This window comes from Erwinia sp. (genome assembly GCF_049696395.1).
Lineage (GTDB): Bacteria > Pseudomonadota > Gammaproteobacteria > Enterobacterales > Enterobacteriaceae > Erwinia.
The window spans coordinates 15,920-32,086 of sequence record NZ_JBAVTT010000135.1; the positions used below are offsets into that span (position 1 = coordinate 15,920).

14 protein-coding genes and 1 CRISPR repeat array are annotated in these 16,167 nt (G+C 51.4%); of the genes, 5 read left to right on the forward strand and 9 right to left on the reverse strand.

Annotated features, from left to right (window positions below):
- The first annotated feature begins 23 nt into the window (after positions 1-23).
- The 3 genes from panB to panD all read left to right on the forward strand — a co-directional run bounded on the left by panB (position 24) and on the right by panD (position 2,134).
- Complete coding sequence (panB, locus tag WCC56_RS16795) at positions 24-818, forward strand: 3-methyl-2-oxobutanoate hydroxymethyltransferase (protein ID WP_424693474.1); 795 nt, start codon at positions 24-26, stop codon at positions 816-818.
- A gap of 15 nt (positions 819-833) precedes the next feature.
- On the forward strand, positions 834-1,688 hold the full coding sequence (panC, locus tag WCC56_RS16800) for a pantoate--beta-alanine ligase (RefSeq protein ID WP_424693475.1): 855 nt from the start codon (positions 834-836) through the stop codon (positions 1,686-1,688).
- A gap of 65 nt (positions 1,689-1,753) precedes the next feature.
- The gene (panD, locus tag WCC56_RS16805) at positions 1,754-2,134 is read left to right on the forward strand and encodes an aspartate 1-decarboxylase (RefSeq protein WP_424693476.1); all 381 of its coding nucleotides are present in this window, start codon (positions 1,754-1,756) and stop codon (positions 2,132-2,134) included.
- Between the two features lie 79 nt (positions 2,135-2,213).
- Here panD and WCC56_RS16810 read toward each other — a convergent pair whose 3' ends face one another.
- Together WCC56_RS16810 and WCC56_RS16815 are read right to left on the reverse strand one after the other, a co-directional pair.
- Positions 2,214-2,984: an ABC transporter permease gene (locus tag WCC56_RS16810; protein ID WP_424693477.1), complete on the reverse strand. Its 771-nt coding sequence runs from the start codon at positions 2,982-2,984 to the stop codon at positions 2,214-2,216.
- Positions 2,981-3,907 carry an ABC transporter ATP-binding protein gene (locus WCC56_RS16815; RefSeq protein WP_424693478.1) on the reverse strand — a complete coding sequence of 309 codons (927 nt, stop codon included), beginning with the start codon at positions 3,905-3,907 and terminating at the stop codon, positions 2,981-2,983. Before WCC56_RS16815 ends, WCC56_RS16810 begins: the two co-directional genes overlap by 4 nt.
- Positions 3,908-4,014: 107 nt before the next feature.
- On the opposite strand from WCC56_RS16815, the gene can reads away from it, so the two are divergent.
- Entirely contained in the window at positions 4,015-4,677 is a 663-nt protein-coding gene (gene can / locus WCC56_RS16820; protein ID WP_424693479.1) for a carbonate dehydratase, read from the forward strand.
- Between the two features lie 70 nt (positions 4,678-4,747).
- On the opposite strand, the gene hpt is transcribed toward can, so the two are convergent.
- The gene (hpt, locus tag WCC56_RS16825; protein ID WP_424693480.1) at positions 4,748-5,284 is read right to left on the reverse strand and encodes a hypoxanthine phosphoribosyltransferase; all 537 of its coding nucleotides are present in this window, start codon (positions 5,282-5,284) and stop codon (positions 4,748-4,750) included.
- Between the two features lie 256 nt (positions 5,285-5,540).
- On the opposite strand from hpt, the gene WCC56_RS16830 reads away from it, so the two are divergent.
- A complete protein-coding gene (locus WCC56_RS16830) occupies positions 5,541-6,824 on the forward strand; it encodes a cystathionine gamma-synthase family protein (protein WP_424693481.1) in 1,284 nt (427 codons plus the stop codon).
- A gap of 339 nt (positions 6,825-7,163) precedes the next feature.
- Here the strand turns inward: WCC56_RS16830 and cas6f are convergent, their stop codons facing one another.
- The 6 genes from cas6f to cas1f all read right to left on the reverse strand — a co-directional run bounded on the left by cas6f (position 7,164) and on the right by cas1f (position 15,352).
- Positions 7,164-7,718 (reverse strand): type I-F CRISPR-associated endoribonuclease Cas6/Csy4, encoded by a 555-nt coding sequence (cas6f, locus tag WCC56_RS16835; protein ID WP_424693482.1) that lies wholly within the window; start codon positions 7,716-7,718, stop codon positions 7,164-7,166.
- A gap of 9 nt (positions 7,719-7,727) precedes the next feature.
- Positions 7,728-8,732, reverse strand: a complete 1,005-nt coding sequence (gene csy3 / locus WCC56_RS16840; RefSeq protein WP_424693483.1) for a type I-F CRISPR-associated protein Csy3 — start codon at positions 8,730-8,732, stop codon at positions 7,728-7,730.
- A gap of 17 nt (positions 8,733-8,749) precedes the next feature.
- The gene (gene csy2 / locus WCC56_RS16845) at positions 8,750-9,700 is read right to left on the reverse strand and encodes a type I-F CRISPR-associated protein Csy2 (RefSeq protein WP_424693484.1); all 951 of its coding nucleotides are present in this window, start codon (positions 9,698-9,700) and stop codon (positions 8,750-8,752) included.
- Positions 9,697-11,049: a type I-F CRISPR-associated protein Csy1 gene (csy1, locus tag WCC56_RS16850; RefSeq protein ID WP_424693485.1), complete on the reverse strand. Its 1,353-nt coding sequence runs from the start codon at positions 11,047-11,049 to the stop codon at positions 9,697-9,699. The genes csy2 and csy1 overlap by 4 nt, the downstream gene beginning before the upstream one ends.
- A gap of 80 nt (positions 11,050-11,129) precedes the next feature.
- A complete protein-coding gene (gene cas3f, locus WCC56_RS16855; RefSeq protein WP_424693486.1) occupies positions 11,130-14,378 on the reverse strand; it encodes a type I-F CRISPR-associated helicase Cas3f in 3,249 nt (1,082 codons plus the stop codon).
- Positions 14,375-15,352 carry a type I-F CRISPR-associated endonuclease Cas1f gene (gene cas1f, locus WCC56_RS16860; RefSeq protein ID WP_424693487.1) on the reverse strand — a complete coding sequence of 326 codons (978 nt, stop codon included), beginning with the start codon at positions 15,350-15,352 and terminating at the stop codon, positions 14,375-14,377. Before cas1f ends, cas3f begins: the two co-directional genes overlap by 4 nt.
- Before the next feature lie 241 nt (positions 15,353-15,593).
- A CRISPR array of direct repeats spans positions 15,594-16,162; the repeat unit is 28 nt; unit sequence TTTCTAAGCTGCCTGTACGGCAGTGAAC.
- Positions 16,163-16,167: the final 5 nt, after the last annotated feature.

Below are 16,167 nucleotides of genomic sequence, written 5' to 3' on the forward strand. Positions count from 1 at the left end.
AGAACAAGCCTACAGAGGTTGCGATGAAACCGACCACGGTCTCTACCCTTCGCCAGTTAAAAAAGAGCGGACGCAAGTTTGCCTCCATCACTGCCTATGATTTCAGCTTTGCCCGTCTGTTTGCCAATGAAGGCCTGCAGGTGATGTTAGTGGGCGATTCACTGGGCATGGTGGTTCAGGGCCATGAATCAACGCTGCCGGTGACCCTTGCCGACATCGTCTACCACACTCAGGCCGTCCGCCGTGGCGCGCCCTCTGCGCTGCTGCTCTCTGACCTGCCCTTCATGACCTACGCCACGCCTGAGCAAACCTTTGACAGCGCGGCGCAACTCATGCGCGCCGGGGCGAATATGGTCAAGCTGGAAGGCGGGAAATGGCTGGCAGAGACGGTGAAGCAGTTAACCGAACGTGCCGTGCCGGTTTGCGGTCACCTCGGTCTTACGCCACAGTCAGTGAATATCTTTGGGGGCTATAAAGTTCAGGGCCGTGAAAGCGAGGCAGCCGATGCGCTGTTAGCGGATGCGCTGGCACTGGAAGCGGCCGGAGCACAGATGATGGTGCTGGAATGTGTGCCTGTGGTGCTGGCAAAACGCATCACCGATGCGCTGACCATCCCGGTGATCGGCATTGGCGCTGGTAACGTCACCGATGGTCAGATTCTGGTGATGCATGATGCCTTCGGCATTACTGGCGGCCACATTCCCAAATTTGCTAAAAACTTCCTCGCGGAGACCGGCGATATCCGCGCCGCCGTCAGGCAGTATGTTGCTGAAGTCGAAGCGGGGACTTACCCTGCCGAAGAACACAGTTTTCACTAACACAGGAGAAGCTCTGTGCTGATTATTGAAACCTTGCCGATGCTCCGCCGCGAAATTCGGCGCTGGCGGCAGGACGGTAAGCGTATCGCGCTGGTGCCGACCATGGGAAACCTGCATGACGGGCATATGAAACTGGTTGATGAAGCCCGCGAGCAGGCAGACATTGTGGTTGTCTCGATCTTCGTGAATCCGATGCAGTTTGAACGTCCTGACGATCTGGCCCGCTATCCGCGCACCTTGCAGGAAGACTGCGAGAAGCTGAACCGCCGTAAGGTCGATTTAGTCTTCTCTCCTGCCCCTGGTGAAGTCTATCCAAAAGGGCTGGACGATCAGACTTTTGTGGATGTGCCTGGCTTGTCCACGCTGCTGGAAGGAGCCAGCCGTCCAGGCCATTTCCGTGGCGTGTCGACGATTGTCAGCAAACTGTTTAACCTGGTACAGCCTGATATGGCGCTGTTCGGTGAGAAGGATTACCAGCAGCTGGCGCTGATCCGCAAAATGGTCGCGGACATGGGTTACGACATCAGCATTGTCGGCGTGCCTACCGTCAGAGCTAAAGACGGTCTGGCGCTCAGTTCACGTAATGGCTACCTGACCTCTGATGAGCGCAAAATCGCGCCGATGGTCAGCAAAGTGATGAACAGCATGGCAGAGCGGCTGTCCAACGGTGAACGGCACGTAGAAGAGATTATTGCCTCGGCGGAAGAAGCCCTGGCAGAAAAAGGCTTACAGGCCGATGGCCTGGCAATTTGCGATGCCGATACGCTGCTGCCGCTGAATGTAGACAGCCAGCGAGCGGTGATCCTGATGGCGGCCTGGTTAGGCAAAGCGCGCCTGATTGACAATCAACAGGTCGATCTGACGCAGTAACAGTCAGTGGCGCTCAGGGCTTACTGGCGTTCGTTTAGGTGATTTCCGAGAAAGGTAACAAGGTTATGAACCGTACTATGCTGCAGGGCAAGCTTCACCGGGTGACTGTCACTCAGGCCGATCTGAATTACGAAGGCTCCTGCGCCATCGATCAGGATTTCCTCGACGCTTCCGGCATTCTGCAATACGAAGCGATCGACATTTACAACGTGACTAACGGTCAGCGCTTCTCTACCTATGCCATCGCGGCTGAGCGCGGCTCAAAAATTATCTCTGTTAACGGTGCGGCAGCTCGTTGCGCCTGTGAAGGAGATATTTTGATTATCTGTTCTTACGTCGATATGCCGGATGCGCAGGCCCGCGAGTGGCAGCCGAAAGTGGCCTATTTTGAGGGTGCCAACGTCATGAAGCGCCTGGCGAAAGCCGTGCCGGTCCAGGTTGCCTGATCGATCACTGCGCTGTAGAACGCAAAAAGGGCCGACACTGTGTCAGCCCTTTTTTACAATGACAATCCGCCTGAAAAAATTAGGTACGCAGACCGCGGCCGCGCTGGATCAGCACCCAAACCAGCAGATAGAACACAACGATAAAGGCAAGCAGCACCCCTAAAGTGAACACTACCGGTACGTCAGAAATCCCCAGGAAGCCGAAACGGAAGCCGCTGATCATGTAGACGATCGGGTTCAGTTTGGACACCATCTGCCAGACCGGAGGCAGTAATGTCAGGGAGTAGAACACGCCACCCAGATAGGTCAGCGGCGTCAGCACGAAGGTCGGGATCAGGCTGATATCGTCGAACGTACGGGCAAATACCGCGTTAAGCAGGCCAGCCAGCGAGAACAGGATCGCGGTCAGCAGCAGCGTTACCGCCACCATCAGCCAGGAGTGAACCTGAAACGGAACGAAGAACAGTGAGATTGCCGTCACCAGCACGCCCACACAGATCCCACGCGCTACACCGCCACCGACATAGCCGGCGATGATCACATGAGTAGGAACCGGGGCCACTAACAGTTCTTCAATATTGCGCTGGAATTTGGCGCTGAAGAACGACGAAGCCACGTTGGCGTAGGCGTTAGTGATCACCGCCATCATGATCAGGCCCGGCACGATAAACTGCATATAGCTGAAGCCGTGCATCTCACCAATACGGGAACCGATTAAGTTACCGAAGATGATGAAGTACAGCGTCATGGTGATCACTGGCGGCACCAGCGTCTGGATCCAGATGCGGGCAAAACGGTTAACTTCTTTGCCCCAGATGCTCTTCAGGGCGACCCAATAAAGATGTGTCATGCTTTCTCTCCTTTGCGACCGTTGACCAGGTCGACAAACAGCTCCTCAAGACGGTTAGCCTTGTTGCGCATACTTAAAACCTGCACGCCCTGATGGCTGAGCTGGCTGAACACGCTGTTCAGTCCCTGCTCGCGCAGCACTTCCACTTCCAGCGTGGAGGTGTCAGTCAGGCGATACTGGAAACCTTCCAACTGTGGCAGCGGACTTTTCGGCGCCAGATCGAGGATAAAGGTTTCGGATTTCAGCTTCGACAGCAGCCCTTTCATTGAGGTGTTTTCCACCAGCTCACCGCGCTGAATGATGCCGATATTGCGGCACAGCATTTCAGCTTCTTCCAGATAGTGCGTGGTCAGGATGATGGTGGTGCCTTTGGCATTCAAATCCTGCAGGAAAGTCCACATCGACCGACGCAGCTCAATGTCGACGCCCGCGGTAGGTTCATCCAGGATCAGCAGTTTGGGTTCGTGCATCAAGGCGCGGGCAATCATCAGTCGGCGTTTCATACCGCCGGAAAGCATCCGCGCACGTTCGTTGCGTTTTTCCCACAGATCGAGCTGCTTCAGGTATTTTTCAGCACGTTTCAGGGCCTCAGGCTTCTCAACGCCGTATAAGCCAGCCTGACTGACCACGATTTGCATCACGGTCTCAAACTGGTTGAAGTTGAACTCCTGCGGCACCAGGCCAAGCTGGCGTTTGGCATTGACCACATCCTTTTGCAGGTCATAGCCAAAGACGCGCACTTTACCGGCCGTTTTGTTAACCAGCGAGCTGATAATGCCAATGGTAGTGGACTTGCCGGCCCCGTTCGGACCCAGCAGCGCATAGAAGTCACCGGCTTCTACATTGAGATCAATTCCCTTGAGGGCCTGAACGCCGCCTGCATAGGTTTTGGTCAGTTTTTCAAGTTCCAGTGCATAAGTCATAGGTAAAAGAGTGCCCTGTTTTGTGTGGTTTTCTTGTTTGCCGTTTTAAATTACGCCGCGTTGGCCTATATTATCGCAACGCATTTCGAGTATTGGTCGACACTAACATGAAAGATATTGATACCCTTATCAGCAACAACCGTGAGTGGTCGAAGCTGCTCAAAGAAGAAGATCCTGGTTTCTTCGAGCGTCTCTCACTGGCGCAAAAGCCTCGCTTCCTGTGGATTGGCTGCTCTGACAGCCGTGTTCCTGCCGAGCGTCTGACCGGCCTGGAGCCTGGCGAACTGTTCGTTCACCGCAACGTGGCCAACCTGGTCATTCACACAGATTTGAACTGTCTGTCCGTGGTGCAGTACGCCGTTGAAGTGTTAGAAGTGGAACACATCATCATCTGCGGTCACTACGGCTGCGGCGGTGTTCAGGCTGCGGTTGAGAATCCAGAACTGGGTCTGATCAACAACTGGCTGCTGCATATCCGTGATTTGTGGTACAAGCATAGCTCGTTACTGGGTGAACTGCCGCCGGAAAAACGCTTCGACAAACTGTGTGAAATCAACGTGATTGAACAGGTGTATAACCTGGGTCACTCCACGGTCATGCAGTCTGCCTGGAAACGGGGCCAAAAGGTCACCATCCACGGCTGGGTTTACGGTATTCAGGACGGCTATCTGCGCGACCTGGAAGTGGCTGCCACTAACCGTGAAATCCTTGAGCAGCGCTACCGACACGGTATTGCCAACCTGCTTAACGACGTGCAAAGCCCGGATTAACGGGTTCGAATCATATATCAGGCCGGAAAAACCGGCCTTAGTCGTTTGTGCTGTAACCTTGCCGGCGTAATTACTCTTCCAGCATCACAACTTTGCCGACGTACGGCAGATGGCGATAACGCTGGGCATAATCAATACCGTATCCCACCACAAATTCGTCCGGAATAGTGAAGCCGACGTAGTCTACCGGCACGTCCACTTCACGGCGATCGGGCTTATCCAGCAGCGTACAAATGGCCAGAGATTTAGGCTGACGCAGGCTGAGGATCTCACGCACTTTGCTCAGCGTATTGCCGGAGTCGATGATGTCTTCAACGATCAGCACATCTTTACCGCGAATATCTTCATCCAGATCTTTCAGGATGCGCACATCACGCGTACTGGACATGCCGCTGCCATAGCTGGAAGCCGTCATAAAGTCGACTTCATGCCCCACCTCAATTTTACGGCACAAGTCTGCCATAAACATAAAGGAGCCGCGCAGCAGGCCAACCAGCACCATGTCGCTGCCGCTGTCTTTGTACTGCTCAGTAATCTGCTGGCCCAGCTCAGCAATGCGTTTAGCGATCTCGTCTTCGGAGATCATCACTTCTACGGTATGTTTCATAACTTATGTCGTTCTTGATGGCTTAAGGGAAGCAGCGAAGTCTATCACAATTCCGCCGGCTTTTTTCCGTTGTTGCGCAAACGCCGCTGAAGACATCACAACAGCCGTATAGACTTCCGAATGGGCAATAAACAACATTTAATCAGCAAAAACACGCTAACCATAGAACGATAATTCATTTATCCGCACGATCATGCTCATGATAACGTAAGCTGACTTTATCCCCCTTCAGCATGCCTTAACGGCAGGAGTTTGCATGGCCTCCCCTCATTCTAAAAAGACCCATATCGGCAACCGCGAGCTCCAGCCAGAAACGCAAATGCTTAACTATGGCTACGATCCGGCGCTGTCTGAAGGCGCGGTCAAACCTCCGGTGTTTCTGACCTCCACCTTTGTGTTTAACACGGCTGAAGAGGGGCGGGATTTTTTTGATTACGTCTCGGGACGTAAAGAGCCCCCGGAAGGCGGCGCAAACGGTCTGGTGTATTCGCGCTTTAATCACCCCAACAGCGAGATTGTTGAGGACCGGCTGGCGATTTATGAACGCACCGAGAGCGCTGCCCTGTTCTCTTCCGGCATGTCTGCTATTTCCACCACCCTGTTGGCGCTGGTTGAGCCTGGCGACGCGATCCTTCATTCCCAGCCGCTGTATGGGGGAACGGAGACGCTGTTAAGCAAGACCTTTAGCAAGCTTAAAGTTGCGGCAGTGGGATTTTCTGACGGGTTAGATGAGGCGGTTGTGCAGGCTGCCGCTGAAGAGGCGATGAAGCTGGGCCGCGTTTCGGTGATCCTGATTGAATCACCGGCCAACCCAACCAACAGCCTGGTCGACATTGCGTTGATTAAGCGGGTGGCAGAGGTGATTGAGCAGCAGCAAAAGCATCGCCCTGTCATCGCCTGCGATAACACCTTATTGGGCCCGGTGTTCCAACGGCCAATCGAACACGGAGCAGATTTGTCGCTGTATTCGCTGACCAAATATGTTGGCGGACATTCGGATTTGATTGCCGGTGCCGTGATGGGCAGCAAAACCCTGGTGAGGCAGATTAAAGCCCTGCGCAGCGCGATTGGCACCCAGCTGGATCCCCATTCAAGCTGGATGATTGGCCGTTCGCTGGAAACGCTGGCGTTAAGAATGGAGCGGGCTAATGACAACGCGGTGGCCGTTGCTGACTTCCTTCGCGGACACGAGAAGATAGCGAAGCTGCACTCGCTGTCATTTCTTGAGCCTGATTCACCGGCGGGCAGGACGTTCAGTAAGCAATGCAGCGGCGCAGGATCGACATTCTCATTCGATGTGGCAGGCGGTCAGCCCGCCGCGTTTAAATTGCTGAACAGCTTGCAGCTCTTTAAGCTGGCAGTCAGTCTGGGCGGTACAGAGTCGCTTGCCAGCCATCCCGCCAGCACCACACATTCCGGCGTGCCATCGGATGTTCGTGCAAGGATCGGCATCAGCGAAGCGACCGTCCGCGTCTCGATTGGCATCGAGAACAAAGATGACTTAATTGAGGATCTAAAACTGGCCTTGTCAGCCCTTTAACCGGCTGCTTTACTCCGCAATTTTTTCGCGGTGAATTGGAACGTCGAGACAGTCAGCCAGTATGCTGCCTGGATCAGACGTTTTTTCATCAGCAGTTTTTTGCGTAGTGATAAGATTCAAACGCTTTCTTTGGTAACTCCAGCGGAACGGTTGTCAGCGATTCACCTTTATCGTCTTTCATTTCTAAGCTGCCTGTACGGCAGTGAACTGTTGAAAACAATCAATAACCGACTGTTATAAAAGATAAAAAAATACATTTATTCCTTTACCCCCTATTTTTTACCAGCTGAATCCTAACGCTTAAAATCAATGGGTTAGGATTCGCTGAAAAATTAGGGTTTAAAACCAGGGAACCGTCGCAAGATTGCTCAGACCATACACACTGAATTCACCTGGAACCGCCTGTGCAACAATCTTCCCCTGTTCGATAAACAGTAAAAAGTGTTGGTTGCTAGAAGAGCTTCTGAGTCGAATAAATGGCAGGGATGACCGTTTTTCCCTGGCGTCAGGAATACGCAATATCGCCTCCTCTTCACTCAACCAGCCTTTTCTCACCGAACGACGGCGGAGCCTTTCAGCACTGCTTTTTAACTGCACACGCCGAACGGTACGAAACTGAGTCGTTTGAGGCACAGGCAAAATACCGCTGTCATCAGTGTTATCTCGCAGCCCTTTTCGCCAGGACAATGCATCCAGTTTGCTTAGCGCGGCATAAGTACCATGCAGTCTCAGGCGATCCCCCAGCGTCTTTCCTGCCACAGGGAAACTGACGCCAATAGCTCCTTGTGCCGTGCTGCCTAACGCCCGATGCAGTTTGGCGAACAGCGCCTCCATCAGGATCGTCGCGCTAAACTCAGGATCGGGAAGAAGCCGGATTTCAATATAGTGATCCATACAAAGCCCCTATTCACCCTTCTCGCCAAATACCCCACCGCGGATCAGCGTCGCCATCACGTAATGCTGCTGATCAGGCTCAGGTTTTACGCCTTTGGTTACCCAGTTATCCAATAAGGTATAGAAATCCATTTTCTGTTTAGGCTGACGGTAAGCTTTACCCCGGCTGGTCACCGAACCATAAGGCTCGACCGCGATTGGCCCCAACGCCAACTCAGCCGCCTGTGGATACCAGGTATCGATGGTGCGCAACGCATTGCCCACTTTTTGTGAATGCAAAGCGGCGCAGTCACCAACCTGATACAGCACTTTGCTTTTCTTACTGTTGCTGTCCAAAATCAGTTCCTGAGAAGGAAAAATCTCCTGCCCTTTCCCCAAACGAACGTAAGCATCAATACTGAAAAAGCTGAAGTTATTTCCTGACAACCCTTGCTCAATTTGCTGTGCCAGTTCGGCCAGGTCGCCCTGAGGCTGGCTAAATTCTTTCAGGCTTAGCTCGCCACTATTGAATTCCCAGCTTTTGGTTTTAGACGACACGCTCACGCGGATATCATCAACACCTAAACGGTTGCGCCAAAGAAAACGAGCATTAGCCAGGTTTTCCGCATAACGCGAGGCCAGCACGCTAAATCCATGCTCTTCGATGTAGCTGTGAATCACGCTGGCGAGTTCCGACTGATATTCCTGATCGTTGCAGACTGAAGGCACAGCCAAATTACCCAACACCCGCAAGGTGAAGCTGACTTTCAGCGTATCAGCATCAAAGGGAAGAGCAGCAACATCGACACGCTGGATGTTCGCTTTCTGAATTTCGCTGTCCAGCTTTGCCGGATCGCTGACTAAGGCATTTTTAAGACGATTGGAAATCGTCCCACGAACGGCTTTTTCTTTAATCTCAATCGGATGCCAGCCCTCTTTTTGCTCCCAGTTACCCGCATACATTATCGCGTCAGAATTGGATAACTTACGCTCGAAAGCCAGTACGGACGCGGTTTTAATTGCTGATTTAGCCATTTTTTTATTCCTTTAAGTTAGTCTTCTTCATTGAATTCGTAATCGTCGTTTGGTGCTGATGCGGTGCCCCGGCAATGATAGAACCCCTCCTGAAAGTCGGTGCGCCACAACAGAGTTTCCAGACTGGTGATGCGATGTAAGCTGCGCCATTCACCAATGCCGTAAATAGCTTCAGCGAAGCAAAAAGGCACGCCAGGATCGCGAGTGTTGCCGACTTCACCAGCAGGAAACAGCGGAGATATGGCTTTATAACCAACATGAAGGGGCACCAGATATCCCGGCTGGGGCTTCGGTAAATAGCACCATTGTGCCGGGGTTTCGGATGACGGGTTGGCTACGTCATCAGAGACAGAAGCCGACATTTTTAATGCAGAAAAATCCAGCCAGGCATCAATCATCTCGACCTGAGGATTTTGCTGCTTTAAGGACTGATAATGTTGAGTGAGATAATCAGAACGATCCATTAATGCAAAGCCCGGTAACAGACGACACATCAAGCTGCGCAGTGATTTTTGTTCTTCAGGATAAGCAACTACCCGGACTTCACCCAGGCTGATGATCGTTCCGCCAGCCAGACGATTGCTGACACAAAGGGTTTCAAGGTGCTCTTCCAACGCCCTTGCACCTTCCCGACCATTAACAATGACGCGATCACATTCAATCAATAAAGAGACCGTCATATGCATACGCCCCTCTTCATTAAATGCCGCTGTTTTCGCCTCTTTTGTTAATGGATTGCGGGTCAGTGAAAAGACATGATCCCGACCGGATGAGTGGGCATGCAGCTGTTGCTGATGGCAAATCACGCCACAATTTTCCAGCTTCAGGCCATGACTGGTTTGCAGTTTTCTTGAAAGCGCGTGGGTGTAACCGAGGAAATGAGTAATGGACGGGAAACCATAAGTCAGCCCGGCAATCGCATTGGCGTTCTCAACCCGCAGATGCTTCAGAATAATAAGCGTACTCATAACCCTTCCTCCTTCAACGCCTGCTCAAATTCACGCAACCTTTGCCTGAACAATTTGGCCGTTGACCCTTCCCGCCTTTCCACGTCCCCCATTTTCAATTTTTCATGCTGCAACTGTCGGTTGAGCCAAGCGCCAAAATCAAACGCAACTTCCTTCTTCCAGTCACCGGCTTCGCGTTCAGCGTTGAACGTTTGATCCTCTTTCGCCCGTGCAGGATCAAGCCATAACTGCTGCGAGCGCTTTAGCAGGCAATCTTCGCCAGCGCTCCAGCCTTTGTGCACATCCAGATTCTGCACCCCAGCCACGAAGTTGAAGAGGATATCGATAATCTCATCGCTATAAGCCAGACGCCGCTGGCGGATTTCACTGTTATTTTCTGACTCTCTGACGCTGAGCAGAAATTCCCGCAGCTGCCAGACGACAGGGCGCGCCATCTGGCTGAACAGGCTGTACCGATTAAAAATAGACAGATGTTTTGTTGGTGGTGTAGGCAGGTTTTGCCATATCGGGGCAGCACAGGGAAGCAGCCAGTTACGGCCGCCGCGAACACTATTAAGATACGAGATATTCTGCGGCTTGGTTCCGCCAATGCTTTGTGCAGCGGTATTGAGATAGCTGATGCGTTGGTGTGAGTGCCACTTTTCGGCTTTAATGGCTGCAGAGACCTCTTTAGCACTATCACTAAAGCGTGAATCGACCAGCCGTTGCTGCAATGCCTGTGCTAAAGATGAGGAGAAAAGCGGACTGATAAGATGGTAGTCATTATCCGCGACAGGAAAATAGAGCTGTTTGGCTAACTTATGTGAACTGGGCTGTTTATTGGTTAGCACCTGTTTGAAACCACTCACCCACTGTTCCAGCTGCTGGGGGGATTCCGCTAACCCAGTCAGAGGGGAATGGTCATCACGATTCAGGCATTCAATTAACGTTACGCCCTGGTATTCGCTCTGCAACAACTTTGCCACATCCAGCACGGCAGCATTCCCTACCGCATCAATAGCAGGTTTATGTAATGTTGCGGTGGAGAGGTAAGCCGGATCGCTGACATCAGAAGATAAATCAAACAGGCTGCTTCCTTTCGCATCACTGTGGGTAAATTTCAGGGCATGAGTGACCAGGCTTATCTGTCCTGCCCGGTTTGCCGCATCCGTCAGCCAGGCACGTGCTTCATAGCGCTGCTCCAGCTCAAGACGTTGTTGTGCAATTTCCTGTTGGGCGTCCAGGATTTGCTGACTTTCTGTTAAAGCTACCAGCTTCTTTTCCGCATCCTTATCAAAGGCTTCCAGTTTAAGCTGTCCACGGGCTTTGATATAAGAGGTGACGAATAAAGCGAACTCTTTATTTGGCACGATCGACTCCTTAATCTTTAGATATAATCCGTTAACAATATTTCTGATAAAGCACTTTCTGTAATCTCCCCACGGCACATTCACTCAATTTCAGAAAACACCCCCAACAACGGATGGTAATGCCATATTCCGTCCTCTGTTTTACGCAAACTGATTTCACCAAACTTCTGACTCACCTCCCAAAGCTCCATATTCAACGCTTCAGCCAGTTGCTGATAAACCTGCTGATAATCAGCATCAGTCCAGGCGCTAACACCACTCGCCACAGGGATGTCGCAGGCCTTAAAACCTGAGCTGGGTTTCCACTTGCCTGGTTCAGCATCTGGAAATTTAAATATTGCCAGGTCGGTCTCATCTTCAATCCACAGGTAATGCAATTCATCAGGAGAAGACTGACGAAAAGGAGTTATACGTTGTTGTTCACCACACCAGGTTCCCTGTTCAAGCCACCACTGTGCGGCATAATATTCACGGCTATTTTTCAGCCCCTGCAATTTTGCACGTAAGGCAACGTGCTCCAGATCGACCAGATTCCTTTGAGCGTCCTTTTCTGCTCTCTCCTGTACCCGGGGAATGGCATTAATTACCTGATATTGAGAGGGCAGCAGAATAGCGTTTAGATCATGGCTAAGAAGTTTAAAACGCGCGGATTCAAAACCCGGCCGACAATAGGCCAACTCAGATTGCTGTAATGCTCTGCGGTTTTTTTGCAGGATATGAATATTAGGCGTGAGGCTCTTTTGCTGACGATGTCGCTGAACCCGGCCAGCTAACTGGATTAAAGAACGCATCGAGCTGGGTTCAGCAATAGCCCAGTCGTAATCATGATCGCGGCCAACCTCGGCTACGGACGTTGCCAGCACCACAAACAAATGGTGCGTTTCGGGCAAGCTAAAAATACGGCTGATTTCAGGAACCTGCCAGAGGGCACTGGTATCGTAGCGGGTGAGCGTTTCATCTAGCCGTTGCTCGATGCGGGAACGCATTACCAAAGGATGCTGGCTGTGATAGACGCAATAATGAATACGTTTATCCGCCGGTGATGCGGTTTGCATCAAACGTCTGGCAACCGCAACCAGCGGATCGATATTTGCCATGCGAATCAGCCCAAGAGAAACCGTCTTACCCGATTCATGCCGTTGATGATGTTCAGCGTGCAAAGTGTGCATTGAAGACAGCAACACAGCGGCCATGCTATCCAATACATCTTTTACGCCAGAGCCAGATGAACTGATGGGGATCACCAGCGCCTTGCGCAGCGCTTCTGAACCTTTTAATTTCTGTACCCGTCTTTCGACAAAATCATCATGCTTCAGTCTGAAATCTTTAATGACCGCACTATCTTGCTGCGCGGTGTGATATTCATCAAACCAGGCACAGCAGATATTTACCGGGCGTTCCGGCTCACCGCAGGCCTGTTGATAGTCGGCACGACCGGCACGATAAGCGCTGAATAAAGCCTGAACCAAAGCCGGAGGCAACGTCGCGGAAGAGAGCAGAACGCGTGAACCGAGCATCCCAGCCCAGTTAACCAGGCGGCATAAAGCGGGCAGATCGTTGAGGTCAAAATCATCAGGCTCATCCAGGACCAAATCGGAGGTCATCAGCCGTAAGATTGGCGCAATTTGCTTACCACCGCGCACGCCTTCTGTTGCCCCAATAAGATGATCAATGGTGCTCACCAGCACCGGCGCACTGATTAACCCGTGAAGTTTAGGTGTGTGGCTCAGCCAACGGCTCAGGCGGCCATCATCAAGAGAACCGTCATAACGGACGTATTGATGCTCAGCGAAATACGCCTCTTCCGACGCACTGCCATTATCCGCAGACGAGGAGCCTTTACCGGTTTCGTGGTCATGCAGTTGCCGAACCGACTGTGAACCAATCAGAACGGCGAGGTCATCATTCTGCAAACCAAGCTTTTCTTTTAAGGCATCACCTGTTTGCAATGTTAAGGTGCGCAGCCCCAAAGCCACCGAAAAACGGCAGCCGCCTTTTTCATCCGCAAGAGCATACATAATACGGGCATTCGCGAATGTTTTTCCGCATCCGGTAGAAGCCATGTTTATACCGAAAAAGCCCTGTTGCTGAGTACGTTCACGCAGTGCCGAAGCCAGATCGTAAGCACGATCCTGCCAGCGAAATTTCTCTTGCTCTGCTCGTTGCCGAAATCCTTTATGTCGGGAGATGGCAGGCAAAGAGCGGCGCAATGATGACAAGCTGCGCCCAAGAAGTAATGCATTCTGGCTCACGCCTATATTGTGTTCATCCAGCCTTTGTTTGGGATGGCCAGTCTGGCGATCCGTATTGGCCCAAACCTCAAAAGTCGGATCCTGCCAACCTTTTGTAACAGGAGAGGAGGAATAATGGTGGTCAGCCAGCATCAGAACAAGGCGAGCCATATGACAGGTAAAACGCTGCTCAAGGCGGGAGAAATGGCTAAGCGTGGGTAGCTTCAGAGCGCGTGACGCAATCTTTTGGGCTTTAGCCCGCCATTGATAACTGCGTAGCGGTGTACCGTGAGGGAAATGCCACACACTCGCCCTTTCGGCCGCCGTCCAGTCAGGGTTGAGGTGATTGATAGCATTCCATTCCGGGGTGAGTTGTTGTGTCAGCCAGGTTTCTATCTGCGCCAGATCTGGATGATGTTCACCCGCTGCAGGGTAAACAGGCAAACGGTGGTGGGAAAGGATTAACCACGCGACCGTCGTCGCTATCGGAGGTAATGTAATAAATGGGTTTTCATAAGGATCAGCGGCATCCTGATGTAAGTTTTTCCCTATTTGCTGTTCATCGGCCTCGCTGACGTTGCTGAGTGCCGTTAACCAGGCCAAATCCGTTCTGTCGCCAACCCAAGCCCTGAATAATCGGAGTGATACCCATTCATGGCGATAAGGTTGAAAACGTTTTCCTGTTCCCTGAAGAGCATTCTGGAATAATTGATTGGCTTTACCGAAGTCATGAAATAAACCCGCCAGAGAGGCCAGCAGACTAATACTTTCACCGCTGTGCCAGTGATTCTCGCTTTCAGATTTCAGAATATCCCGGCAGGTGATATTGGTCGGTACAGTTCCCTGAGCATTAAAGCGCCGCAGGTTTCCCACAATCCATAAAACTTCCGTTTGATGACTGGCTTTAATCCAGTGGCAGGCAACGGCGGTATTTCGACGCGCTGTTTTTTTCAGTAATTTTCGTAAGGTATTTAAGCCTTCAAGGGTAATCGCCGTTTGCCAGGTTCTTTCGCCTTTTCGCTCGGCAAATTGATCCAGAATGCGCCGAGTTTCCGTTAGTGCCCGCTTATTGCATTGTGAAACCAGCAGGATATTCATCTTCCCACCTGGCTAAGCCTTTCAGCGGTGGATTGCAACGTTTCAATCATCACATCCAGCGCATCTGCTTTTTGCAGCCCTCTGATACAGCGCTGACGAAACGCCTGCTCATCTTCTCCCAACATCGCAGCAATAAAGGCTTGGGGTAAAATCAGAGCATCTTTAATCAGATCGGCCACATCAAAAACCAGCCCTCCACGGCGGGTTTTTCCATGCAATATCGCCAACCCATGAGGTAATCCAATAACCCAACAGGCAACAGCGGCCAGTCCATACGCAAGATAATTTCCGTGATCCAGAAAGCGATTAGCCATATCCACACCACCGCCTCGTTTTGCTCGCGTGAAGTCACCGTAATTAACGGATTGTGCCGCGAGTTTATACAGGGCCTTAGTCATAACCGCTTCTTGCGCCAGCACATCCTGTAAATGTCGGCACGTTAATAATCCCTGCTCAAAGCGATCCAGCAACGCGATGAGCCGCTCTGGATGACACGGGAATTTACCTTCTTTTTTGATACTGTCACTGAGCCAATGCTGGCGAATCTGAATAATGCGTGTTTGCTGGAAAAACCTGGCGGCTTGAAGCCGGTATTCCTCATTGAACCAGAAACTCACCCATTGCTGCAGGTATTCGGTAGGACGATATTCACTTTGAGAAGTCAGCCAGGATACGGCGGTTTCGACTTCATTTGCCGCATAAAGCGGCGTGCCTCCGCCGCCACAAAAACCAACCAAAACCCCCGCCCGCGCGAACTCTCGCATCGCAGCCTGGGTAACGGACGTTCCTGTGCCCAGCATTATCACCGTGGTATTGGCTATCGGGATATTCCAGTAAAGAGATTGCTTGCCTTCTTCGGTGATATATTCCACTCGCCCACCATTAACCAGCACCCGGCAGTACTGCAAATAATAAATATTACTACGTTTTGAGTGAAGGATGGTTTTCAGATCGGAGGGTTTAAACAATTCCATTACGTCTTTCCTTTGCGCGATCCCTTGTCCAAAAGAAAGAAGATATTATAATTTTTCCTTATTGTTTTTTGAGAGTTCTATAACACTATCACTATTTTCATGGTGATCCCGGCAGAATAATAATCGCCCCATCTTATTCCCGGAATTAACATACTTAACCGGATTGGTTAACATTTATTAGGTATTTATCAACCTGTACGGCAGTGAACGCCCCGGTTACTTCCTGGGGCCAGTTCCAGTATTTCTAAACTGCCTGTACGGCAGTGAACATTGGCGGGATAGCGCGCCGTGGTGTTGTCCAGTTTCTAAGCTCCCTATACGGCAGTGAACGCCGGTAAAACACCGCGTGGCATGGCTTCAAATTTCTAATCTGCCTGTACGGCAGTGAACGAAGGGGTGGCATTAACGCGTGACCAGCTTAATTTATAAGCTGCCTGTACGGCAGTGAACGCTGACACCACAGATTTACGCGACACATTTGCTTTCTAAGCTGCCTGTACGGCAGTGAACTCGTTAGCGTCTTTGGCATCTGCCAGCTCCTTTTTCTAAGCTGCCTGTACGGCAGTGAACCTATCTCTACGCCAGCAGTGCGAAGCAGGTTATTTCTAAGCTGCCTGTATGGCAGTGAACGTAGCACGCGGCCACCAGCCCGAACAAAGTCATTTCTAAGCTGCCTGTACGGCAGTGAACGTTAAGACGTACCGGAACATGATTATTTGCCATTTCTAAGCTGCCTGTACGGCAGTGAACCGCACAACGTCCGCAACATGGGACGACTTTACTTTCTAAGCTGCCTGTACGGCAGTGAACGTTAA